Raw genomic sequence first — 23,039 nt, 5'->3', positions numbered from 1 at the left:
CGCGGTGGGCGCGCGTGAGATCGTCGATCCGCACCGGATACCTGCGCGTGCTGAAGAACACGTTCAATCGGCTCACCCTGCGTGCTGCCAGAGCCGGTCGCGGCCCGTTCTCTCTCGTACGCCACGTCGGCCGCACGTCGGGATCGACCTTCGAGACGCCGATCATCCTGGCCCGGCGCCCCGACGGCTTCGTTGCCGAACTCACGTACGGCACCACGGTGAACTGGTACCGCAACATCGTCGCCGCCGGGCAGTGCGACGTCGTCTACCATGGCGTCGAGCATCACATCGACCGCATCGAGCCGTGCAGCACCGAAGACGGGCTGAAAGCGTTCGGCAACCCCCGCGCGATCGTGCTCAGGCTCTTGCGCCGCCACGAATTCCGGTTGCTGCACGAGGCGCCGACCGAAGCCGGGTGAGACGCACCCCGCAGACCTGAGGCGGTTGCCCAGCGGCGTCAACCCCGTTCCGTTCCCATCCGCGATCGCAGAGACTGTAGAGCGAACCGACGCGAGCGGGGGAGTGATCCGTGACCCGAATCCCAGAAGAACGCGACACGAACCACTCCGTGAAACGTGCCGTCGCCCGCCTCATCGCCTGGGCGCTGCGCCTGAAGGCCGTGCGAGCCTTCTTGCACTACAGCGAGCATCGCGGTCCGCAGCTGGCCGACAGCATCACCTATCGCGCCCTGTTCAGCGTGTTCGCCGCCGTGCTGCTGGGGTTCACCGTGGCCGCGGCCTGGCTCGCCGGCAACGATCAGGTGAGGCAGGTGCTGATCACGGGGGTGGATGCCACGATCCCGGGCCTCATCGGCGACGGCGGCGTGATCGACCCGGCGCAGCTCGCGGCGCCCGCGGCCCTCACGCTCGCCGGCGCGGCCTCGCTGATCGGCCTGGTGGGGGCTTCGATCGGCGCGATCTCGTCGACCCGCTCGGCGCTGCGCCTGCTCGCCGACCGCACGCACGACGACGTGTTCTGGCTGTGGGTGCTGCTGCGCAACCTGGGCCTGGCGATCGCGATCGCGGTGGGCATCGCGGTCTCGTCGGCGGTGACGTTTCTCGGCACGCAGCTGATCGACCTGGTCGGCGGCTGGGCCGGCAGCGCGGTCGCGGGCTTCGCGGCGACGGTGCTGTCGGTCATCGTGGTGTTCGTGCTGGATGCCGCGCTCATCGCGCTGCTGTTCGTCGCGCTGGCCGGGCTCAAGGCGCCGGCGCGCGCGATCGTCCCCGGCGCGATCGTCGGCGGGGCCGGCCTGATCGTGCTGCAGGAGCTGTCGAGTCTGTTCGTGCGGGGCGCGTCGAGCAATCCGCTGCTGGCGTCGTTCGCGTCGCTGATCGCGCTGCTGCTGTGGTTCAACCTGTCGGCGCAGGTCATGCTGATCGCGTGCTCGTACATCGTCGTCGGGGTGCGCGAGCGCGACGACCGCGTCCGCGAGAGATTCGGCGCGTCGACGTTCGCGCAGCGCCGGGTGCACAACGCAGAGGATGCCGTCGCCCTCGCGACCGACCAGCTGAGGCGCGCACGAGCGGCCGCCGCCTCTTCCGCTCGTTGAGCGAGCGCAGCGAGTCGAAACGCGACCCCACGTGAAGCACCAGCGAGACGAAACGACGCCCCACGCGAAGCACCAGCAAGACGAACCGCGGGAGCCTCACCAAACTCACAGGCAACAAATTCCTCACAAGTACTTGCGGAAACGTGAGATATCTCTCATTATTCATTCAGGGCTGGAACTGGAGAGGCATCACGGGGATGTCGTTCCACCCTCACTGGGATCCGACTCGCATATCTGGGGATGTGAGGCTCGAAGTTGTGCCGCACGCGATTCGCCGCAGGAGTTGGACTGACCTGGTGTCGTTTTGTCCACATCTGACAAGGAGACACGCATGCGTGCAACCATCTACAACGCCATCAAGGCCCGCCGCGCGGAGCGCGGGGAGGACCCCGAAGGCGGCTTCTCGCTGATCGAGCTGATCATCGTCGTGGTGATCCTCGGGATCCTCGTCGCGATCGCGATCCCGCTGTTCGCGAATATTCAGGCTACGGCTGAGAAGAACGCGCTGGCAGCGGCTGCTGCGAACGGGGCGACTGCAGCCGCCGTTGCCTTTGGCGCGGGTACCGACGCCACCGCCGCGGCGGCATCCGCCGGCTCCAATGGAATTACCACGGCACTCGCGAAGGGCACCGGCGTCGACAACGTGTGCGTGAGCGCCGCAAAGTCTGGCCAGACAACGGTGTATGCCGGTCCCGGGGCCCTTGCGGACGGATCCGCCTGCAAGTAGCCGAGTGCGAGCATTTTCAAGCTCGCAGCGAGGCTGGGGTCGCAGTTCACCCCAGCCTCGCGCAGCCATCTGATCTGCATTCTGGGGGAGGACGATCACCATGTCTGGGCGCACGGTGCACATCGATGATGAAGGCTTCGGCCTCGTCGAGGTGATCATCGCGATGTTTCTGCTGGCGATCATCGCGGTGGCGATCCTCCCCGCGATGTGGAACGGCGTTCGGTACTCGTCGCAGCAGTCGTCGGTCGCCACGGCCACGCGCCAGCTCAACGGGCTCGTCGAGCAGGCTCGTCGGGTGGGCACGTGCGCGGCGCTGACGGCAGCGGCAGCCACGCAGTCATTCACCGACGGCGCCGGCCGTACGTTCTCGACCTCGGGTCCGACGCCGTCGTGCACACCGGGGTCGGCCGTGCCGCTCAACCTCACCGCCATCCAGTCCGGGGTAGCACTGGCCACCGTGAACGCTCTCGTCTACGTGCCGGCACCGGTGACGCCGTGAGAGTCCGCCACCACGATGAAGAGGGGCTGACCCTCGTCGAACTCATCGTCTACGTAGTCATCCTCGGCATCCTCTCGGGAACCATCGCGCTGATCTTCGTGAACACCTGGAAGGCACAGCAGGCCGTCGCGTCGCAGACGCAGGCGACCACGCACGGGCAGCTCATCGGATCCGAGATCGAGAAAGCCGTGCGCAATGCCGTCGACGTGCAGGTGTCGACCGATGCCACGGGATCCACACTCATGGTGAGCACGGCTCTGCCCGGATCGCAGCACTGCCAGGCGTTCTCGTTCATCGGAGGTGACGCGCGGATGACACTGAGCGCTGCGGCCATCACGACGACGGCCGACACGTGGCCGCTCTGGCAGACCGACGTGATCCAGAGCGGATCGACACCGTTCTTCTCCGAGGTCGGCGATACGGTCTCGTACGTGTTCAGTCTGAACTCGTCGTCGGCGCCCGTACGCTTCTCGGGAGAAGTCGCGCAGCGCAGCGCGCAGGGGGAGTCGACATGCTGGTGATCCACGATTCACGCCCGTCCCGCGGCCGGCGCGACGACGAGGGCATCGCCCTGGTCACCGTCATCATCGTCATGCTCGTCGGCTTCGTCGCCGCGGCCGTGGTCGCCGCCTCGGTGCTGTTCGCGATCCGCACGAACGTCGGCAACAAGAGCACGACTCAGGCGTTCATCGCCGCAGAATCCGGGCGCGATAAGGTCGTGTCGCAGATCGCGAACGGCTGCTCGACGGCTTCGGCCCTCGCGGCCACCTCGGCTGCGGCGCCCGTCTTCACGACGCAGGCGTACACGACGACCGGCGCGCAGCCGACCTCATCGACCGGCATGACGATGACGTGCCCCACGAAAGACACCACGTACGTGCTGATCCACTCGACCGGCACGGGACCCGACGGGTCCACGAGCACGATCGACACCGTGTATCGCTGGACGGCGCAGCTGTCGAACGTGCCCGGCGGTGTCGTCACGTACTTCTCGGGAACCGTCAGCCAGGGGGTGTCGCACTACACCGGCGACCTCGTGCTGCGCAATGGCGACTGGTCATGCAACATCGACGGTGTGCTCGACGGCGACCTTTACGTACTGTCGGGGAGTGTCACGATCAGTCAGAACTGCACGATCAACGGCGACGTGTGGGCCAACGGCCCGGTCACGAACAACTCGTCGGGATGGCACATCAACGCCAACGGCACGAGCACGGGGTCGGTGACGACGAACGGCTATGTGCTCCTCGATTCGAACGGCTCTCCTTCGATCGCCGGTTCGATCAACGCGAAGGGCAGCGTCACACTGAAAGCCGCGGGCGGCAACACCGGCACCGTTGGGGGGACTGTCATCTCGTCAAGCTCCGCTCCGATCATCGATCCGGTCAGCGGCGGCTCAGGATGGACGACGGGTGGCGCCGGGGTGAGCGCCACCGACCCCGTGTTCACACCATCGCTGGACTGGCTGCGGCAGGCGACGAAGTGGATCGACCTGAACAACACGTCGGGTTGGGGCACCATGATCGCCGGCGACTGCTCCAAGCTGCAGAACTCGGGCACGGCCAGCCCCTACCTGATGGGCCTGCTGACGACCGGCACGACGCCGCTCGCCGTCGACTTCACCGCGTGCAGCAAGAATCTGTCGGCCACTCTGACGGCGGGGACGATGACGCGCGACCTCGCGATCATCATCAACCCGGACCAGACGATGACATACTCGGTCGGCGGCTTGACCGCGGCATCCACCCACCAGCTGCTGCTGGTCCACGCCGACGGCAACCTCGACGACCGCGACGCCGACGGCGCCCCTCAGCCCACGTGCGGCTACAACGGCACCAAGAACGCCGAAGACACGTTCGGTACCACCGGCGTAGTCAGCTCGAATATCCATGTCATGATCTACACACCCTGCGGCCTGAACGGCACAGTGACGGCGAGCTTCACGGGCCAGCTGTACGCGAACGACACCTCGAATTTCCACTCGGGCTCCGCGTACACCTGCGCCGCCATGTCGTGGCCGAGCGCGCTGCCGAGCGTGGGCTGCAAGATCAAGGGGGCCGGCGGCGTGTACGACGATTCCACCGTCGTGCAGGCGCTGGGCGAGCTCGTGTCGCAGGTCGAGGAATAGTGGATGCCGTGACCGCCTTCATCGTCGTCTTCGCAGCCCTGTTCGGACTCGTCATCGGTTCGTTCCTGAACGTCGTTGCCTATCGTGTGCCCGCGGGAATCTCGCTCCTGCGCGAGAGCCGCTGCCCGGAGTGCGGTGCACCGGTGCGGTGGTACCAGAACGTTCCGGTCGTCTCGTGGCTCGCGCTGCGTGGACGGTGCGCCAACTGCCGCGGTGAGATCGCCGTGCGGTACCCGGTGGTCGAGGCCGTGACGGGAGCGATGTTCGTTGCGGTCGCGTGGTGGGTTTTGAGTGCGGAGACGTGGGGCTTTTCGGGCGTTTCGACTCGCTTCGCTCGCTCAACGACCGGCGTGGGCGGTATAGCGGCGTGGGAATGGGTGGTGATGCTCGCGTTCTTGTACTTCGCCAGTGTCGCGGTCGTGCTCACGCTCATCGACCTCGACGTGCACCGGCTGCCCAACGCGATCGTGCTGCCGGCGTACCCGGTGCTGTCGGTGCTGTTCACGGTCGCGTGCGCGCTCGGGGCCGACTGGTCGAACCTGCTGCGTGCCGTGATCGGCGGCGCGGGGCTGTATCTGTTCTATGCGATCGTCCGCCTGATCAGCCCGCGTGGTATGGGCGGCGGCGATGTCAAGCTCGCCGGCGTCGTCGGGCTCGTGCTCGGCTGGATCGGCTGGAGCGCGCTGGCCGTGGGTGCGTTCGCCGCGTTCCTGCTCGGCGGCGTGTTCGGCGTCGCGCTCATGGTCGCCCGTCGCGCCGGCGGCAAGACAGCGATCCCGTTCGGTCCCTGGATGCTGCTCGGCGCCTGGGTCGGCATCTTCGCGGGGGAGTGGCTCGGCGGCCTGTATCTGGGTCTGTACGTCTGAGGGGGAGAGATGACGAAATCGATCGTCGGTGTCGAGATCACCGAAGAGAGCGTGCGCGCGGTCGAGGTGACCGCAGGGCGCACACCGCAGATCGTCGCCTACGGCGAGGTGCCGCTGCCGCCTGAGGCGGCCCGCGACTCCGAAGTGCTCGACCAGGGTGCGGTCGCCGTCGCGATCCGCCAGCTGTGGTCGAGCGCGAGGTTCCGGTCGAAGGAGGCCGTGCTCGGCGTCGCGAGCCGGCGCATCCTCGTGCGCGAATACGCCACGAAGGCGATGAAGCCCGAACTGCTCAAGCAGGCCCTTCCGTTCCAGGTGCAGGATCTGCTGCCGGTGCCGGTCAGCCAGGCGGTGCTGGACTTCTACCCGATCCGCCAGCACGAAGACCAGCTGCAGGGTCTGCTGGTGGCCGCCGTCTCTGAGACGATCGAGCAGATCATCGCGACGTTCGCCCGCGCCAAGGTGCGCATCACCGACGTCGACCTGACTGCGTTCGGACTCGCTCGAGCCACCGCGGCGCTCGTGCCCGTCGGCACCGGCGCGATCGTCTACGCGGGTGACCACACCACCCAGGTCGTGGTCACCCGCGACGGGGTTCCCGACTTCGTGCGGATCGTTCCCGTCGACCTCGAGACCCCGGCGGTCGGCCGCCGGCGGGCCGCGAATCCCGTCGATGGCGACCCGCTGGATGCGCTGCTCACCCCCGCATACGAGCCCGAGACCGAGCTCGTCGCCGCCGGCGCACTGCGCCGCGGCGGCATGCGTGCGAACGAGGCCGATCGCCCGTACGGCGACTTCCTCGCCCGCGTGCGCAGTACGCTCTCGTTCTACTCCAACCGCCCGGGCACCAGCCCATTCGACATGGTGCTGCTGACGGGACCCGGCGCCGTCATCGACGGACTCGGCGATTCGCTCGCCGTCAGCGTCGATGCCCCGGTGCGACGGGTGGGCGCCACCGATCTCGCCGTCGGACGCATACCCCTGCCTCCGGGTGAGCATGCCCACGCTCTTGTGAGCACGCTCGGACTCGTGCTCGGAAGGAACCGCTGATGGCCCGCTCTGCTCCGGCATTCGCGGGCGCCGCCGGCGGCATCCCGCATGTCAGCCTGCTGCCGCGCGGCGAGGTCGCTCGACGTGAACGCGACGCGCTCATCCGCCGATGGTTCTGGATCGTGTTCGCCGTCATCATCGTCGCCGCCCTCGCGGTCGGCGGCGCCTACGCGTACAGCGTCTACGCGCAGCAGCAGCTCGCCGCCGAGCAGGCGCGCACGAACGACCTGCTGGTGCGCGTCGGCTCGCTCGCGGACGTCAGTCAGACGCTGGCCGCGCAGAAAGAGCTCGAAGGGTTCCGCGCCGACGCGATGGGCAACGACTTCGACTGGGCTCGCGTGATCGCCCTGGTCGAGAAGGGGCTCCCCGGCGACGTGCGACTCACCGGATTCGACGTCACCAGCGGCGCCGCACCAGCGAAGGCCGCGGCAGGTGCCACCGCGATCGGCCTGTCGGGCACGATCACCTTCGAGAGCGACACGCCACAGCACAGTGGTCCACTCATCCGCGCACTGCGCGCGGTGAAGGGCATCGCATCGGTTGACGGCACATCGCTGACCGAGAGCGCGCAGGTCAAGGGCGCGGTCGTGTACACCCTCGACATCGCCTTCGACCAGTCCATCTATTCGGGCGCCTACGCGGCAGGGGGCAAATGATGCAGAAGAACCTCGTCCACCTGATCGGCGGCGTGGTCGCCGCCGGCGTGCTGCTGCTGGCCGTCGTCGCCGGCGTGGTGCCGCTGGTCGCCGGGGCGTTCTCGACCGGCGATCAGACCGCCCAGGTCGCCTCGACCAACCGGGCCTACGAGATGCAGATCGCGGGCCTGCAGAAAGCCAAAGAGACGATCGGCGACACGCAGGCGAACGTCGCACGTCTGCACGCGCAGATTCCGGCGGCGGCCGACCTCGACCGCGTGTTCGACATCATCGCGAAGGCGGCCGCGGCATCCGGCGCACAGGTGCAGGGCGTCACGCGCGGTGACGCCGCCGCTTTCGTCCCCCCGACGGCAGCCGCGCCCTCGTCCGCGACCGCGTCGGCACCGGTGCCCACCCCCGCTCCGACCCCGGCCGCGTCCGCTACGCCCGCCGCCGCTCCCGCGTCGGGGGCGGGATCGACCGGCACCGGCTCGGCCGGCACGGGATCGGCCGCCGCCGCGACCTCGGCTCGCGTGCAGATCCCCGTCGCGATCGACGCGACCGCCCCCGACGTCGCCCACGTGGCCGCATTCCTCGACGGTCTGCGCGCCGGGCCGCGACTGATCGGCAATGTCCGCACGACCGTCACCCCCGGCACGGGCGATGTCACGATCCACGTCGATGCGCTCGCCTACGTCGAGGCGACCGAGAAGGGAGCCGCGAAGTGAACGGCGACCTGACACGTCTGCTCGAGGTCGGGGCACAGTACGAGGCATCCGACATCCACATCACGGCCGGCCGTGTGCCGCTCATGCGCTCCGACGGCGATCTGGTGACCATCCCCGGCTACGAGCAGGTGCTCACGCATGACTGGGTCGAGAAGGTGGCGTTCGACCTGATGAGCCGCGACCAGCGCGGCGAGTTCATGGAACGGCACGAAGTCGACCTCGCCCACGCCGAGCCGTCGATCGGCCGGTTCCGCGTGAACGTGTTCCAGCAGCTGGGCGACATCGCGATCGCCCTGCGGTACATCCCGCAGAAGGTGTTCACGCTCGACCAGCTGGGCATTCCGCAGATCGCCCGCGACCTCGCACTGCACCCGCGCGGACTCGTGCTGCTGACCGGCCCCACCGGCTCGGGCAAGTCGACGACGCTGACGGCGATGGTCGACATCATCAACAGCACCCGTCCCGTGCACATCGTCACGATCGAAGACCCGATCGAGTTCCAGCACACCAGCCGCAAGGCGCTGATCCATCAGCGCGAGGTCGGCAGCGACACCGCGTCGTTCAGCGAGGCGCTGCGCCGCGTGCTGCGCCAGGACCCCGACGTGATCCTGGTCGGCGAGCTGCGCGACCCCGAGTCGATTTCGATCGCCCTGTCGGCGGCCGAGACCGGGCACCTTGTGCTCTCGACCCTGCACACGCAGGGCGCGGCGAAGGCCGTCAACCGCATCGTCGACGTCTTTCCGTCCGACCAGCAGTACCAGATCCGCGCCCAGCTGGGCGACACGCTGCGCGGCGTCATCAGCCAGACGCTGCTGCCGATGGCGCAGTCGAGCGGGCGCGTGATCGCCACCGAAGTGCTCGTGAACACGCCCGCCGTCGCCAACCTCATCCGCGAGGGGCAGGTCGCGCAGCTGTACAGCGCCATGCAGGCCGGCAGCGGCGTTGGGATGCACACGCTCGACCAGGATCTGCGCCGCCTCGTCAGCGAGGGCGTCGTGGCCGTTGCTGTCGCCCGCACGTTCGCCGAAGACCCCCGGTCGCTCGAGGGCGTGCACGTGCGCAGCCAGGGCTTCGATGCCGAGTCGTGGTCGGAGCACGCGGGCGAGAACCAGCTCGCAGAGTGGGGGTCGTGACATGCCCGTCGTCCAGGAGTTCGCCTATCGTGCGTTCGATGCGACCGGGGGGAGCATCGTCAAGGGCACGGTCGAGGGTGCCAACGAGTCGGCGGTCGCCGGCAAGCTGAAGGCGCAGGGGCTGACGCCGCTGGATGTCACGCTGCTGTCGAAGACCGGACTGCATCGCGACATCGCCCTGCCGAGCCTGAACCGGGGCGTGTCGGCCAAGACTCTCGCCGTGTTCACCCGTCAGATGGCGGCGCTGATCAACGCGGGCCTGCCGCTCATGCGTACGCTCGCGGTGCTCACCGAGCAGACCAGCGACCGCAAGCTCGGGCCCGTGCTCGCCCAGGTGGCCGCAGACGTCGAATCCGGGTCGTCCTTCTCGGGGGCTCTCGCCCGCCATGGCTCCATGTTCCCACCCCTCATGATCTCGATCGTGCGGGTGGGCGAGACCGGCGGCTTCCTCGGGCCGGCGCTGAACACGATCGCCGAGAACTACCAGCGCGAAGCCGAGCTGCACGGCAAGATCAAGTCGGCGACGACCTATCCGGTGGTCGTGCTGATCATCGCTATCATCGGCGTGCTGACCATGGTCACGTTCGTTGTGCCCGTGTTCGAGAAGATGTTCAAGGGTCTCGGCAAGGGGCTGCCGCTGCCTACGCAGATCCTCGTCACGATCTCGCACAACATGGTGTGGATCCTGCCGGCTCTCGTCGTGCTCGCCATCGTGGCGTGGGTGTGGTGGGCGCGCAACCGCTACACCGACCGGTACCGCAAGGTCGTCGATCCGCTCAAGCTCAAGCTGCCCGTGTTCGGCAAGCTGGCCACCAAGATCGCCGTCGCCCGGTTCAGCCGCAACCTGTCGATGATGCTCGACGCCGGCGTCCCGATCATCCAGGCGCTCGGGATCGTCGGACAGGCCGCGAACAACTTCAGGATCGAAGAGGCCGTCCGCGACATCCAGGATTCCATCCGCGCGGGCAAGTCGTTCGCCGCGCCGCTGCAGAAGGCGCACGTGTTCCCCGAGATGGTGCCGCAGATGGTCGCCGTCGGCGAAGAGTCGGGAACGTTGGCCGCCATGCTCGGCAGCATCGCCGACTTCTACGAGGACGAAGTGGCCACGGCTACCGAGCAGCTGTCGTCGCTGATCGAGCCGATCCTGATCGTCGGGCTCGGCGTGGTCATCGGCAGCATGGTGATCGCGCTGTACATGCCCATCTTCACGCTGTACGGGGACCTCGCCCAGCAGCACTGAGAGACCGGATGCCGTGACCCGCCTGTGCGCGACATTCTCCTTGTCGCAACCCCAGACACTGCCAGGTCGCGGCATCCTTTTTCCCATATCCTCCGTCGTCTCCTCAGCGTCAGTTGCGAGCTCGCCTGGCCTCGAACAGCGATTCGAATGTCGGATGTCGATGACAGAGTATGAGTATGTCGATCTTCACCGATCTCGAGTCTCACGTGGCGATGCTGCGTGGCGATCGGTGCGGGTCCCGAACCGGCAGCGCTGCCCGCCGCCGTCGTGGGACGCGGGGATGACGAGGTCGTCGCCCTAGTCACCGAGGCGACCGCGGTGTCGCGCAGCAGAACTGGCGTACGACCGGTTCATCGACCTGCTCCGATCGGCGCGCTCGCCGATGCGCCGACCGTGTTCGGCAGCCGACAGGCCGGCATCCGGGTGATCATCACCCAGGGTGCGCTCGACAAGGCGAACCGCGCCGAGCCGGCGGTCGCGTCCGCGCACGACGACACGGCGACTCTGCCGGTTTGGCTGGCATCACAGCGCGCCTGCGACATCGGCATGAGTGAGAACGTGCTCGACACCGCCGGCAATCCGCTCGACACCGTCGGCAATCCGCTCGACATGGTCGAGAAGCGCGGCTCTTCACCCCGAACAGAAGCGGTCGCGTCACTCCCGCTACCTGAGTGCGCGCAAGCACCCGCCGGGCTCTACATCACATCAAGACGCGCAGCACCTATGTGCTCAACGTCAGACCGAGACGCGCAGCACCTCTTCGATCGTGGTGAGCCCCGTGGCGACCTTCTCCCACCCGTCGTCCCGCAGCGCCACCATGCCCTGCTCGAGCGCGATCTCGCGTAGTTCGCTGCCGGTCGCGTGCCCGACCAGTCGCTGCTCGAGCTCGTCCGACAGCGCCATCACCTCGTGCAGTCCAATCCGCCCGCGGTAGCCGGTGCCTGAGCACGCCTGGCATCCCACGGCGCGGAACACCTGCGCCTCGCGCCACAGACGCTTGGGCATGCCCACGTCGCGCAGCACAGTCAGGTCCTCGCCCAGAGGCTGACGGCACCGCGTGCACAGGCGCCGCGCGAGTCGCTGCGCCACGACCGCCGACAGGGCGGTCGCCACCAGGAACGGCTCGGTGCCGATCTCGGTGAGCCGGCTCAGGGCGCTCGGCGCGTCGTTCGTGTGCAGCGTCGACAGCACGAGGTGCCCGGTGAGGGCCGCTTCGATCGAGATCACCGCGGTCTCCTGATCGCGGATCTCACCGACCAGCACCACGTCGGGGTCGCTGCGCAGGATCGAACGTAGTGCGGACTGGAACGTCAGGCCCGCCCGTGGGTTCACCTGCACCTGGTTGATCCCCCCGATTCGGTACTCGACCGGATCCTCGACGGTGATGATGTTCACCTTGGGGGTCGAGACCGTGCGCAGCGCCGTGTACAGGGTCGTGGACTTGCCCGACCCGGTCGGCCCGGTCACCAGCACCATGCCGTGCGGGCGCGAGATGGCCGCCGTGAAGCGCTCCTGGTTGAACGGTGAGAAGTCGAGATCGGCCATCGACATCAGCTGCGCCGAGGTGTCGAGGATGCGCATGACGATCTTCTCGCCCCACACCGTCGGCAGCGTCGCCACTCGCACGTCGATCGTGCGTCCGTCGTGCGTCACCGACAGGCGGCCGTCCTGCGGCTTGCGCTTCTCGGCGATGTCGATCTGCGACATGATCTTCAGGCGTGAGATCACGCCGTCCTGGATCGCGCGGTCGGCCTTCTGCATCTCGTGCAGCACACCGTCGATGCGGTACCGCACCGTGAGCTGGCGTTCGCCCGGCTCGATGTGGATGTCGCTGGCTCGGTCGTTGATCGCCTGCGAGATCAAGAGATTCACGAACCGCACGACGGGGGCATCGGCATCCCCGTCGTCGTCCAGGGCCTCGGCGAACGCAGCTTCCGACGTCGAGCCGAGGTTCTCTCCGATCTGCTCCGAGAGATCGCTCAGCTCCTCATCGCTGCGCAGATAGCGCTCGAAGGCCTGACGCAGCGCGTCGGCGGCGACCACGACCGGATCGACCTGCAGGTCGGTGATGCTCGTGATGTCGTCGATCGCGATGATGTCGGTCGGGTCGACCATGCCCACCACCAGACGGCCTCGCCCGCGTTCGAGCGGGATCAGCTGATAGCGGCGGCACAGCGCGCTCGGCACGAGCGCGACCACGTCGGGCGGCAGCGAAGCCCCCGACATGTCGAAGAACCGAAACCCCGTCTGCAGCGCGATGGCCTCGGCCACCTGCGCCTCGGTCACGACGTGACTCGTGATCAGATGCTGCATGAGTTCGGCTTCGTCGCCGTGCGTCGCCAACGCATTAGACATGTCCGACGCGCGCACTGCGCCCGTCAGCACCAGAGTTTGCGCAAGATCGCTCACGCGGATACCCACTTCCCCAGTAGTGAGACCGTTCCCAGTCGCGAGATCCCCAGATCTCTTGCGACTCATTCTAAGCGCCCGACGCGAAATGTTCATAGCGTGACCACCGAGACATACTCCTTCAGCGATGCCAGTGTGGCTGCAAGCGCGGCATTGCGCGGACCTTCATCACGCACCACAGCCCAGTATGACAGCGGGTGGGCGTATAGGTCGCGCATCACCGGAACAAGCCGCTCGTCGCGGTCGGCGAGAAAGTCCGGCAGCACCCCGATCCCGGCGCCGCCGGCGGTCGCCTCGATGTGCGCGAACACGCTCGTCGAGCGGATCGACGGGGGAGACGCGGGCAGCCGCTGCACGGCCGTGTCCAGGTCGTCGACCTGCAGCGACGACTCGACGTAGTACACGAGTGGATGACCCGACAGCTCGTCGACCGTCGTCGGCGCCTCGTGCGACGCGAGGTACGCCGGCGACGCGTACAGCCGGAGCGAATAGTCGCACACGGGCGTCGCGAACGCCCGATGCACCTGCGGGCGGCCGACCACGATCTCGAGGTCCACGCCCGAGCGGTTCTGGCGCACGCGCTGCGTGGCCGCCAGCAGCTCGATCGCAAGGCCGGGATGCTCGCGCTGCAGAGCACACATCGCGGGCACCAGGAACGCCGAGGTGAATCCCTCGGGCGCAGCGATGCGCACCATCCCGTCGACCGGGTCGCCGCCGGCGTCCTCGCCGAGGGCGCGCAGCGTCCCCTCGATGGCTTCGGCGGCGGCCAGCGCCCGCTGGCCGAGCTCGGTGATCTCCCACCCGCCGGCGCCCCGCACGAGCATCCGTCCGCCCATGGCGTCCTCGAGGGCCGTGATGCGCCGTGACACGGTCGAGTGGTTCACTCCGAGCACCTCGGCGGCGGCCGTGTAGCGGCCCAGACGCGCCACGGCGAGCATCGTCAGGAGCGCATCGGGCGCGGGATACAGAGGCACAGGACAAGTGTGCACGAGCGCACGCTCGTAGTGCAACGATGCAGTGAGAGTGTGCATTGATCTGCAGTCGATCGCGAGCCTATCCTGGCCATGACGCGGAGGTCACGGCGCCGCCGCGCAGCACTCGCACGAGTGGTTCCTGCACTCAGCCTGCAACTCGGCTGCGGCAGGAGCACAGGCACCTTCGAGGAGGCAGGATGTCGACCATCGCGTGGATCGGGCTCGGGCACATGGGCACGCCCATGAGCGCAAATCTCGTCGCAGCAGGGCACACGGTGTGCGGCTTCGACATCTCACCGGCGTGCCTCGAGGCGGCCGCCGAACGCGGCGTGACGACCGTGGCCAGCATCGCCGAGGCGCTCGACGGCGCCGAGGCGTGCTTCACGTCGCTTCCCATGCCGCAGCACGTGCGCGGCGTGTACGAGGGCGAGGACGGCATCTGGGCCCATGCCGCCGCCGACACGCTGCTGCTGGACACCTCGACCGTCGACGTCGAGACCTCGCGCTGGTGCCACGACGGGTCGACGACCCGCGGCTTCCACTTCGTCGACAGCCCCATCTCGGGTGGCACCTCCGGTGCCGAGGCGCACTCGCTGACGTTCATGCTCGGCGGCGACGCCGCCGATGTCGAACGCGCGACCGCGTACGCCCAGGCCATGGCGGGCTCGGTCATCGCGTGCGGCGGCCCGACCGCCGGCATCGCCGCGAAGCTCGTGAACAACATGATGCTGTTCGTCTCGATGATGGGCGTCGCCGAGGGATCGCAGCTGGCCGAGCAGCTCGGCCTGGACCCGCAGGTGTTCTGGGATGTCGCGAACGTCTCGTCCGGTCAGTCCTGGCCCCAGCGCACCTGGTACCCGGTGCCGGGCGTGGTCGCCAGCGCTGCGGCGAACCGCAACTTCGATGCAACCTTCTCGGTCGACCTGGCCCGCAAGGACTGCGGCCTGGCCGTCAAGGCCGGCGAGGCCACCGGCGTGCACCTGCCCGCCGCCGAGCTCGCGCTCTCGCAGCTCGATCAGCTGTCGGCCGAGGGCCTGGGCGGCAAGGACTGCACACTCGTGACCAAGCTCGTCACCCCCGACGGCGCCCTGCGCGGCTACACCCCCGACCCCTCGCACGCCCCGGCCTGACCCCGCTCGTCGACCGAGAGAACCGGCATCCGTACCCATCCGAAGGAAACATCATGAGCACCACCATCGAGACCACTCTCACCCAGATCCCGCACGTCATCGGCGGACAGCTGGTCGACCCCGGCGAGCGCCGCGGCGCCGTCTACAACCCGTCGCTCGGCACGCAGACCGGCGAGGTCGGCCTCGCCTCTGCCGAGCTCGTCGCCGACGCGGCCCGCATCGCGGCCGCCGCGCAGAAGAAGTGGCGCGACGTCGGCCTCGTCAAGCGCACCCAGCTGATGTACCGCGTGCGCGAACTGATCGTCAGCCGCGGCGAAGAGCTCGCCCGCATCATCACCGCCGAACACGGCAAGACCGTCGCCGACGCCCTCGGCGAAGTCACCCGCGGACTCGAGAACGTCGAGTTCTGCACCGGCCTCATGCACCACCTGAAGGGCGAGTACTCCGAGCAGATCGCCACCGGCCTGGACGTGCACCAGGTGCGCCAGCCGCTGGGCGTGGTCGCGTGCATCACGCCGTTCAACTTCCCGGCCATGCTGCCGCTGTGGATGGTGCCCACTGCGATCGCCGCCGGCAACGCGGTGATCCTCAAGCCCAGCGAGCGCGATCCCTCGGCCGCGGTCTGGATCGCCGACATCTTCCGCGAGGCAGGACTGCCCGACGGCGTGTTCAACGTCGTGCACGGCGATAAGCAGACCGTCGACGCGATCCTGGCCGACCCCATCATCAAGGCGGTCTCGTTCGTCGGCTCGACGCCGATCGCGAAGTACATCTACACCGAGGCCGCGGCCCACGGCAAGCGCGTGCAGGCCCTGGGCGGAGCCAAGAACCACATGGTGGTCATGCCCGACGCCGACTTGGATGCCGCAGCCGACGCCGCCGTGTCGGCAGGGTTCGGCTCGGCCGGCGAGCGATGCATGGCGATCTCGGCCGTCGTCGCCGTCGGCGGCGTGGGCGACGCCCTGGTCGCCAAGGTCGCCGAGCGCATGAAGAAGCTGCGCATCGGCGACGGGTTCGACCCCGACAGCGAGATCGGTCCGCTCATCACCTCGGCCGCGCGCGAGCGCGTGCGCGGATTCGTCGACGGAGTGTCGGATGCCGGAGCCACCCTGGTGGTCGACGGACGCGAGCAGAAATTCGACTCGGACGGGTTCTTCCTGGGCGCCTCGCTCGTCGACGACGTCAAGCCCGGCATGGCCGTGTACGACGAAGAGGTGTTCGGCCCGGTGCTGTCGGTGCTGCGCGTGGACACCTATGACGAGGCCGTCAAGATGATCAACGAGAACCCATACGGCAACGGCACCGCGGTGTTCACCCGCGACGGCAAGACCGCCCGCCAGTTCGAGTACGACATCGAGGTGGGCATGGTGGGCGTCAACGTGCCGATCCCCGTGCCGGTCGGATCGTTCTCGTTCGGCGGCTGGAAGAACTCGCTGTTCGGCGACACGCACATGTACGGGTCCGAGGCGTTCAACTTCTACACCCGTCGCAAGGTCGTCACCAGCCGCTGGCCCGAGCCGAGCGAGAGCCAGATCAGCCTGGGCTTCCCCACCCACTGAGTTCGAGAGGCGGCCGGGCCGCGGCATCCCGCTGCGCCCGGCCGCGCTCAACGACCCGGTGCCGCCGCCGCGCCGCGCAGCGGGTTCTGCCGCAACCCACGTCTGCGCCACTACGCTGTGATCATGGCCATCGCACGTCTTTCCGGCGGCCCGCTCGACGGGCAGATCATCCCGCTCGAACCGGGGGTGTCCGACTCGCTGATCATTCCCTACGGCGGCGGACAGCTCGTCTACCGCCGCCAGGGCGTGTCAGAGCACACCGGCGCGCACGACGGGCCCACCGAGAGCCGCTTCGTGTACGCCGAGTCGACCGAAGACATCAATCCCGATCCCGACGGCCGGAACGAGTGAGCCCGGAGCACGTGAACCCGGAGCACGTGGACCCGGAGCCGTCGCACACGGAGTCGTCGCACTCGGAGCCGTCGCACACCGTCGAGATCGAGCGCAAGTACGATGTCGGCGATGACGTCGCACTGCCCGACTGGCGGGCTCTGCCCGGCGTCGCCTCGATCGACGCGCCCGAGCCGCGAGACCTCGATGCGCGGTACTTCGACACCGGCGATCTCGTGCTCGCGCACGGCGGAGCGGCGGTGCGCCGCCGCGAGGGCGGCCCCGACGCCGGCTGGCACATCAAGGTGTCGGCGGCCGACGGCAAGCACGAGTGGCATTGGCCGCTGGGCGAGGACGATGCAGGGGATGTCCCGACCCACGTCGCCGCGGCTCTCGCCGATCGCGCATCCGGCCCGTTCCTGCCGCTGGCCCGCATCCGCAACCACCGGATCGCCTATGCGCTGCGCGACGCGGCCGGAGGACTGGTCGCCGAGGTCGTCGACGACCACGTGACGGCCCGCAACGAACGCTCCGGCAGCGAGCAGACCTGGCGCGAGTGGGAGGTCGAGCTCGGTCCGGCGACATCCACCGCGCCCGCCGACGTCGCGGCCTTGTTCGCCGCGGCCGACGACCTGGTGGCCGCCGCCGGCGGCCGGATCGCGGCATCCGCCTCGAAACTCGCCCGCGCCCTCTCTGCCTGACCTTCGGCGACACGCGGCATGACGCAACGACGCCGCCCTCGGCTTCGAGCAGGGCGGCGTCGTCGGGTTCCCGGAATCCGGGAGACTGACTTTCAGTCTAGAGGTTGATCATGTGTCCGACCAGACCGTGGAAGCCCTCTTGCAGGGCCTCCGACAGCGTCGGGTGGGTGTGCACGTTGCGGGCTGCCTCGAGCGCCGTCAGGTCCCACTTCTGCGCGAGGGTCAGCTCGGGCAGCAGCTCCGAGACGTCCGGGCCGATCAGGTGCCCACCGAGCAGCTCGAGGTGCTCGCCGTCGGCGATGAGCTTGACGAACCCGATCGGCTCGCCCAGGCCGTTGGCCTTGCCGTTCGCCGAGAACGGGAACTTCGCGACCTTCACGTCGTAGCCGGCGTCGCGCGCCTGCTGCTCGGTGAGCCCGAACGAGGCGACCTGCGGCGAGCAGAACGTCGCGCGCGGCATCATGCGGTAGTCGCCCAGCGGCATCGTCTCGGCGCCGCCGATGGTCTCGGCGGCCACGACGCCCTGCGCTTCGGCCACGTGGGCCAGCTGCAGCTTCATCGTGACGTCGCCGATCGCGTAGATGTGCGGCACGTTCGTGCGCATGTAGTCGTCGATGTCGATCGCGCCGCGCTCGGTGAGCTTGACGCCGGTGTTCTCGAGGCCGAAGCCCTCGACGTTCGGGGCGAACCCGACCGACATGAGCACCTTCTCGGCCTCGAGCGAGCCCTGCTGGCCGTCCTTGCCGGTGTAGGTGACGGTGACCTTGTCGTCCGAGTCCTCGACCTTCTCGACCTTCGTCGAGGTGAGGATCGGGATGCCGTAGCCCTTGTACTGCTTCGTGATCTCCTTCGAGACCTCGGCGTCCTCGTTGGGCAGGGCGCGGTCGAGGAACTCGACGATCGTGACGTCGACGCCGTAGTTGCGCAGCACGAAGCCGAATTCCACGCCGATCGCGCCGGCGCCGACGATGACGATCGACTTCGGCAGCTCACGCGTGAGGATCTGCTCTTCGAACGACACGACGTTGCCGCCGATCGACACACCCGGCAGCGTGCGCACCTTCGAGCCGGTCGAGATGATCGCGTTGTCGAACGTGAGCTCTTCGACCTGGCCGTCGGCCTTGGTCACCGTGATGGCGTTCGGGCCCGTGAACGAGCCGCGCCCCTCGTACTCGGTGACCTTGTTCTTCTTCATCAGGAAGTGGATGCCCTTGACGTGCGTCTCGGCGACCTTGCGGCTGCGATCCCACGCGACGCCGAAGTCGAAGTGCACGTCGCCCGAGATGCCGAACAGGTCGGCCTTGTGCAGCACCTGGTGCGCGAGGTCGGCGTTCTTCAGCAGGGCCTTCGAGGGGATGCAGCCGACGTTCAGGCAGATCCCACCCCAGTACTTCTCCTCGATGATGGCGGTGGAAAGACCGAGCTGGGCGCTGCGAACGGCCGCGACGTATCCGCCGGGGCCGGCGCCGAGAATGACGACGTCGTAATGTGGCATCCTCACAGCCTACCGGTCGCCGGCGCGCTTCGAGCGGGTGACCAGCAGCACGATGACGGCCGCGACCACGATGAGCAGCCCCGCGCCGATGATCCACGGCAGCACGGCGTCCGACGCCTGGGCCGCAGGCGCCGACGGGGCGGTGTCGGCCGCGCAGGTCGACGAGGGGGACGCCACGGACCCGTTGCCGCCCGCGACGGTGAAGGCGAACTCGTCCGAGACGGGGTGCCCGTCCTGAGAGACCACGCGCCACAGCACCGTGACCTGCCCGGTGACACCGCCCGAGATCGGCTGGGTCACCACGTTGTCTTCGATCTGCGCCGGTCCGTTGTTCAAGACCTTGCACGAGGCATCCATCACCTTCACCTGGTTCGCGTCCCCGCCCGCGTTCTGCACGGCGTCGCTGAAGGTCAGGGTCACGGTCGCCGGCAGCGACTGGACGGTCGATCCGTTCTCGGGATTGGTCGACAGCAGCTGGTCGTGGGCGGATGCCGGGGCGGCGACGCCGAGGACGACGGCGGCAGCGAGAGCGAAGGTGGCGATGACAGCGGGGATCCTCACGGCCGCGAGCCTACCCGCCGAGTCTGGATGCCCGGGCGGCTCGAGCTGTCTCGAACGGCCTCGGGCAGTCGTGTGACCGGTGTGGACAGCGTTGCCGGAGTGGACAGCGGTGCCCGCCGTTCAATAGGGTCGATTTCAGGTCTTTCTGCTCTCGCGGCAGTGATGCCATCGGTTAGTCTGGGGGAAAGGAAGGACGACCGTGGACCAGTATCGTCGGACGGACGCGGGGGGCATCCACCGCGGCTCGGGTGCCGCGCACAACAGTGACGCCACTCAGACGTTCGGTCACGACTCCGATCTGTCGTTCGTGCCGTTCGGCAGTGATCTGTCCAGCGCGGAGCTCGCGGCGATCGATGCGCTGCCCGCCGGGGCTGCGCTGCTGATCGTCCGGTCGGGTCCGACCGCCGGGGCGCGCTACCTGCTCGACACCGACGTCATGACAGTGGGGCGGCATCCCGAAGCGGACATCTTCTTCGACGACGTGACTGTCTCGCGCCGTCACGCCGAGATCACGCGCGACGGCAAGCGGTTCGAGATCGTCGACCAGCGATCGCTCAACGGCACGTATGTGAACGGCGAACGGGTCGACCGTGCGACGCTCGCGAACGGGGCCGAGGTGCGCATCGGCAAGTTCCGATTGAACTTCTTCGTCTCACCCGCCGATCTCGAGCAGGCACCGGAGAGCTGATGCCCGCCTCACCCGCACCCCGCCGCGCAGCGTCCGGGGGCGCGCTGAGCATCGGCCAGGTCCTCGCTCGTCTCAGCCCGGAGTTCCCCGCGCTGACGGCGAGCAAGCTGCGCTTCCTCGAAGTGCAGGGGATCGTGACCCCGATGCGCACCGCCTCCGGCTATCGCAAGTTCACTCCCGCAGACGTCGAGCGCCTCCGCTTGGCCCTCACGCTGCAGCGCGACCACTATCTGCCGCTGGCGCGCATCCGCGAGTTCATGGCCGATGTCGACGCCGGGCGTGCTCCTGCGTCGCCGGCCGCCGTCCCGCCCTCGATCACGCCGCCCGCACGCCGGTACCGGCGCAGCGAGCTGCTGTCGGCGGCGGGGGCGGCTCCGCAGCTGCTGAACGACGCGGTCAGCACCGGCATGATCGCCGCCGCCGACACGTACGACGAACAGGCGCTGGCCGTGCTGCGGGCGCTCGTGGCGCTCGATCGGCACGGCATCGAGCCGCGGCACATGCGGGGACTGCGCCAGGCCGCCGAGCGTGAGGTGGCGCTCATCGAGACCGCTCTGGCGCCACTGCTGCGCCGCACCGACGCCACCGCACGCGGGCGGGCGGGGGAGCTCGCGCCCGAGATCGCCGCGCGGCTCGGCGAGGTGCGGATGATCTTCGTGCGCAACGCGATCGATCGCCTGGTGCAGTGAACGGGCGGGGGATGAACGGGCCGCGGGGCGCGGCCCGGGCGGGCGTCGGTATGACGAAGGCGCGCGACACGCGGAGCGGTACGGGCCGGATGTCGTTGCCGGGGGGACGATGGTCCTCTAGCGTGGGGGAAGCTCCATTGGATTTCGGAGAAGGGGGATCTCGATGACCGCGGAGGAAGCGGCAGGCGAACATCGGTTCGCGGTGGACCTCCTGTTCACCGACGGACTTCCCGCCATGGACGACGAGGTGGGCTATCGCGGCGCCGTCGCCGCGCGCGCAGCCGGCATCACGTACCGGCAGCTGGACTACTGGGCGCGCACCGAGCTGGTCGAGCCGACCGTGCGCGGAGCCACCGGTTCGGGCTCGCAGCGCCTGTACGGCTTCCGCGACATCCTGGTGCTCAAGCTCGTCAAGCGCCTGCTCGACACCGGCATCTCGCTGCAGCAGATCCGCACTGCGGTCGAGCAGCTGCGCGCCGCCGGCATCCGCGACCTCGCCGGCACGACCCTCATGAGCGACGGTGCGTCGGTGTACCTGTGCACGTCGAACGACGAGGTCATCGACCTGGTCAGCCGTGGCCAGGGCGTGTTCGGCATCGCTGTGGGCAAGGTGCTCACCGAGGTCGAGTCGACCCTGCTCGAGTTCGACCCGCAGAAGCCCGACCCTGTCGACGAGCTCGCCGCGCGTCGCGCGAAGCGCACCGCCTGACCTCGCGCTCGTTGCTCGCCGATCTCAGTCGTCACCTCTGCGGCTCGTGCGCGGCATTTGTGGTCGCAGACGAGGGCTGGGCCCCGGGCATCCGCGAGCGGATCCGCATCGCGCGCCGATCTGCGCATGCCGCGAACCCATGCCGATCACACACGCCGCGAATCCATAGGGACTGGGCGAATCAATAGCCCAGGGGGTATGGATTCGCCGAATCCATAGGGAATGGGGACCAGTGGCGCGGGCACAGGATGCCGGCGCTCAGGCAGGCCGGCTCAGGCAGGCTGGCTCGGGCGGCCGGGCTCGAGCAGGCCTACGCAGCCGGGGCGCAATCCGACCCCGGCAGCCGCACGCTCAGGGGACGGGGACGCCGTCCGGCGAGGGGATGCGGCCGGTGCGCATGATGCGGTCCAGCAGCGCGTCGAAGTCCGCCGCGAGCTCCTGCGCCGAGTCGCCCGGCCAGATGTGCAGGGGCTTGGCCGCGCCCTGCGCCTGCTGCAGCGACGTGCGCTCGGGCAGCTGCGGCGAGAGCACGAGCGGACCGAACATGTCGCGCAGCTCCTTGATGCGGAACTGGTGCTCGATCGACTGCGGGCGCACGCGGTTGACGACGATGCCCAGCGGCTGCAGCCGCGGCGAGAGGCCACGGCGGATCTCTTCGATCGCGCGCAGCGCGCGGTCGGCGGCCGCGACCGAGAACAGGCCGGGCTCGGTGACCACGATCACGCGGTCGCTCGCGGCCCACGCGGTGCGGGTCAGCGCGTTCAGCGACGGGGCGCAGTCCACGAGCACGAGGTCGTAGTCGGCCTCGACGGCGGCCAGGGCCTCTTCGAGCTTCCAGACGTCGCGCACGCTCGGGTGCGGGCCGTCGAAGTTGATCGCCGAGGGACTGCCGATCAGCACGTCGATCGTGCCGGGGTGCACCTTGGTCCAGCCGCTGGAGGTGATCGCCTGGCGAACCACCTTCTCTTTCGGGCTGGCCAGCACGTCGGCGATGTTCAGCCGACCGGCGACCTGGATATCCATCCCCGTAGAGACGTCGGACTGCGGGTCGAGATCGACGACGAGCGTTTTGACACCGCGGGCGAACGCCGCAGAGGCGAGCCCCAATGTCACGGTCGTCTTGCCGACTCCACCCTTGAGCGAGCTGACGGAGAGGACGTGCACAAGGCCCTACGTTACCGTCCTCTAGGCTGAGAGCACACTCAGCCACGAAAGGCGATCACGCCTGCCTGCGGGATC

The 23,039-nt window shown here is 68.6% G+C and carries 25 protein-coding genes; 20 read left to right on the top strand and 5 right to left on the bottom strand.

Annotated elements, in window-relative coordinates; genetic code table 11:
• Window positions 1-47 precede the first annotated feature (47 nt).
• From AC3RX0_RS07375 to AC3RX0_RS07315, 13 genes are all read left to right on the top strand, one after another.
• Window positions 48-419, top strand: a complete 372-nt coding sequence (locus AC3RX0_RS07375) for a PNPOx family protein (RefSeq protein ID WP_491505265.1) — start codon at window positions 48-50, stop codon at window positions 417-419.
• A gap of 110 nt (window positions 420-529) precedes the next feature.
• Complete coding sequence (locus AC3RX0_RS07370) at window positions 530-1,552, top strand: YihY/virulence factor BrkB family protein (RefSeq protein ID WP_491505264.1); 1,023 nt, start codon at window positions 530-532, stop codon at window positions 1,550-1,552.
• 331 nt (window positions 1,553-1,883) lie between these two features.
• Entirely contained in the window at window positions 1,884-2,279 is a 396-nt protein-coding gene (locus AC3RX0_RS07365) for a type IV pilin protein (RefSeq protein ID WP_491505263.1), read from the top strand.
• A 100-nt stretch (window positions 2,280-2,379) separates the two neighbouring features.
• The gene (locus AC3RX0_RS07360) at window positions 2,380-2,778 is read left to right on the top strand and encodes a type IV pilus modification PilV family protein (RefSeq protein ID WP_491505262.1); all 399 of its coding nucleotides are present in this window, start codon (window positions 2,380-2,382) and stop codon (window positions 2,776-2,778) included.
• Complete coding sequence (locus tag AC3RX0_RS07355) at window positions 2,775-3,299, top strand: pilus assembly FimT family protein (protein ID WP_491505261.1); 525 nt, start codon at window positions 2,775-2,777, stop codon at window positions 3,297-3,299. Before AC3RX0_RS07360 ends, AC3RX0_RS07355 begins: the two co-directional genes overlap by 4 nt.
• Window positions 3,290-4,906 carry a hypothetical protein gene (locus tag AC3RX0_RS07350; protein WP_491505260.1) on the top strand — a complete coding sequence of 539 codons (1,617 nt, stop codon included), beginning with the start codon at window positions 3,290-3,292 and terminating at the stop codon, window positions 4,904-4,906. The genes AC3RX0_RS07355 and AC3RX0_RS07350 overlap by 10 nt, the downstream gene beginning before the upstream one ends.
• A gap of 8 nt (window positions 4,907-4,914) precedes the next feature.
• Window positions 4,915-5,772, top strand: coding sequence for a prepilin peptidase (locus tag AC3RX0_RS07345; RefSeq protein WP_491505259.1), 858 nt, complete (start codon window positions 4,915-4,917; stop codon window positions 5,770-5,772).
• 9 nt (window positions 5,773-5,781) lie between these two features.
• Window positions 5,782-6,819 carry a type IV pilus biogenesis protein PilM gene (pilM, locus tag AC3RX0_RS07340; RefSeq protein ID WP_491505258.1) on the top strand — a complete coding sequence of 346 codons (1,038 nt, stop codon included), beginning with the start codon at window positions 5,782-5,784 and terminating at the stop codon, window positions 6,817-6,819.
• Window positions 6,819-7,475, top strand: coding sequence for a PilN family protein (locus AC3RX0_RS07335; RefSeq protein WP_491505257.1), 657 nt, complete (start codon window positions 6,819-6,821; stop codon window positions 7,473-7,475). Before pilM ends, AC3RX0_RS07335 begins: the two co-directional genes overlap by 1 nt.
• Complete coding sequence (locus AC3RX0_RS07330) at window positions 7,472-8,182, top strand: hypothetical protein (RefSeq protein ID WP_491505256.1); 711 nt, start codon at window positions 7,472-7,474, stop codon at window positions 8,180-8,182. The genes AC3RX0_RS07335 and AC3RX0_RS07330 overlap by 4 nt, the downstream gene beginning before the upstream one ends.
• A complete protein-coding gene (locus AC3RX0_RS07325) occupies window positions 8,179-9,315 on the top strand; it encodes a type IV pilus twitching motility protein PilT (RefSeq protein ID WP_491505255.1) in 1,137 nt (378 codons plus the stop codon). The genes AC3RX0_RS07330 and AC3RX0_RS07325 overlap by 4 nt, the downstream gene beginning before the upstream one ends.
• Window position 9,316: 1 nt before the next feature.
• A complete protein-coding gene (locus AC3RX0_RS07320) occupies window positions 9,317-10,555 on the top strand; it encodes a type II secretion system F family protein (RefSeq protein ID WP_491505254.1) in 1,239 nt (412 codons plus the stop codon).
• A 219-nt stretch (window positions 10,556-10,774) separates the two neighbouring features.
• Entirely contained in the window at window positions 10,775-11,401 is a 627-nt protein-coding gene (locus AC3RX0_RS07315) for a hypothetical protein (protein WP_491505253.1), read from the top strand.
• Here the strand turns inward: AC3RX0_RS07315 and AC3RX0_RS07310 are convergent.
• Window positions 11,291-12,868 (bottom strand): GspE/PulE family protein, encoded by a 1,578-nt coding sequence (locus tag AC3RX0_RS07310; RefSeq protein WP_491505252.1) that lies wholly within the window; start codon window positions 12,866-12,868, stop codon window positions 11,291-11,293. The genes AC3RX0_RS07315 and AC3RX0_RS07310 overlap by 111 nt on opposite strands.
• Window positions 12,869-13,056: 188 nt before the next feature.
• Window positions 13,057-13,938, bottom strand: coding sequence for a LysR family transcriptional regulator (locus AC3RX0_RS07305; RefSeq protein WP_491505251.1), 882 nt, complete (start codon window positions 13,936-13,938; stop codon window positions 13,057-13,059).
• A 197-nt stretch (window positions 13,939-14,135) separates the two neighbouring features.
• On the opposite strand from AC3RX0_RS07305, the gene AC3RX0_RS07300 reads away from it, so the two are divergent.
• From AC3RX0_RS07300 to AC3RX0_RS07285, 4 genes are all read left to right on the top strand, one after another.
• A complete protein-coding gene (locus AC3RX0_RS07300) occupies window positions 14,136-15,068 on the top strand; it encodes an NAD(P)-dependent oxidoreductase (RefSeq protein WP_491505250.1) in 933 nt (310 codons plus the stop codon).
• Window positions 15,069-15,121: 53 nt separating this feature from the next.
• Window positions 15,122-16,627 carry a CoA-acylating methylmalonate-semialdehyde dehydrogenase gene (locus tag AC3RX0_RS07295; protein WP_491505249.1) on the top strand — a complete coding sequence of 502 codons (1,506 nt, stop codon included), beginning with the start codon at window positions 15,122-15,124 and terminating at the stop codon, window positions 16,625-16,627.
• Between the two features lie 123 nt (window positions 16,628-16,750).
• Window positions 16,751-16,978, top strand: a complete 228-nt coding sequence (locus tag AC3RX0_RS07290) for a response regulator (protein ID WP_491505248.1) — start codon at window positions 16,751-16,753, stop codon at window positions 16,976-16,978.
• A gap of 11 nt (window positions 16,979-16,989) precedes the next feature.
• A complete protein-coding gene (locus AC3RX0_RS07285) occupies window positions 16,990-17,658 on the top strand; it encodes a CYTH domain-containing protein (RefSeq protein WP_491505247.1) in 669 nt (222 codons plus the stop codon).
• A gap of 97 nt (window positions 17,659-17,755) precedes the next feature.
• On the opposite strand, the gene lpdA is transcribed toward AC3RX0_RS07285, so the two are convergent.
• Complete coding sequence (gene lpdA, locus AC3RX0_RS07280; protein WP_491505246.1) at window positions 17,756-19,153, bottom strand: dihydrolipoyl dehydrogenase; 1,398 nt, start codon at window positions 19,151-19,153, stop codon at window positions 17,756-17,758.
• A gap of 9 nt (window positions 19,154-19,162) precedes the next feature.
• Entirely contained in the window at window positions 19,163-19,714 is a 552-nt protein-coding gene (locus AC3RX0_RS07275) for a copper resistance CopC family protein (RefSeq protein WP_491505245.1), read from the bottom strand.
• Between the two features lie 199 nt (window positions 19,715-19,913).
• Here AC3RX0_RS07275 and AC3RX0_RS07270 point away from each other — a divergent pair, with 199 nt between their 5' ends.
• From AC3RX0_RS07270 to AC3RX0_RS07260, 3 genes are all read left to right on the top strand, one after another.
• Entirely contained in the window at window positions 19,914-20,402 is a 489-nt protein-coding gene (locus AC3RX0_RS07270) for an FHA domain-containing protein (RefSeq protein ID WP_491505244.1), read from the top strand.
• Window positions 20,402-21,091, top strand: coding sequence for a transcriptional regulator FtsR (gene ftsR / locus AC3RX0_RS07265; protein WP_491505243.1), 690 nt, complete (start codon window positions 20,402-20,404; stop codon window positions 21,089-21,091). The genes AC3RX0_RS07270 and ftsR overlap by 1 nt, the downstream gene beginning before the upstream one ends.
• A gap of 163 nt (window positions 21,092-21,254) precedes the next feature.
• Entirely contained in the window at window positions 21,255-21,800 is a 546-nt protein-coding gene (locus AC3RX0_RS07260; protein ID WP_491505242.1) for a MerR family transcriptional regulator, read from the top strand.
• 351 nt (window positions 21,801-22,151) lie between these two features.
• Here AC3RX0_RS07260 and AC3RX0_RS07255 read toward each other — a convergent pair whose 3' ends face one another.
• Window positions 22,152-22,964 carry a ParA family protein gene (locus AC3RX0_RS07255; protein WP_491505241.1) on the bottom strand — a complete coding sequence of 271 codons (813 nt, stop codon included), beginning with the start codon at window positions 22,962-22,964 and terminating at the stop codon, window positions 22,152-22,154.
• Window positions 22,965-23,039: the final 75 nt, after the last annotated feature.

It is taken from the genome of Microbacterium sp. W1-4-2, assembly GCF_058349885.2.
Note: the sequence above shows the minus strand (reverse complement) of the source record. Positions and strands in the feature narration are given on the sequence as shown.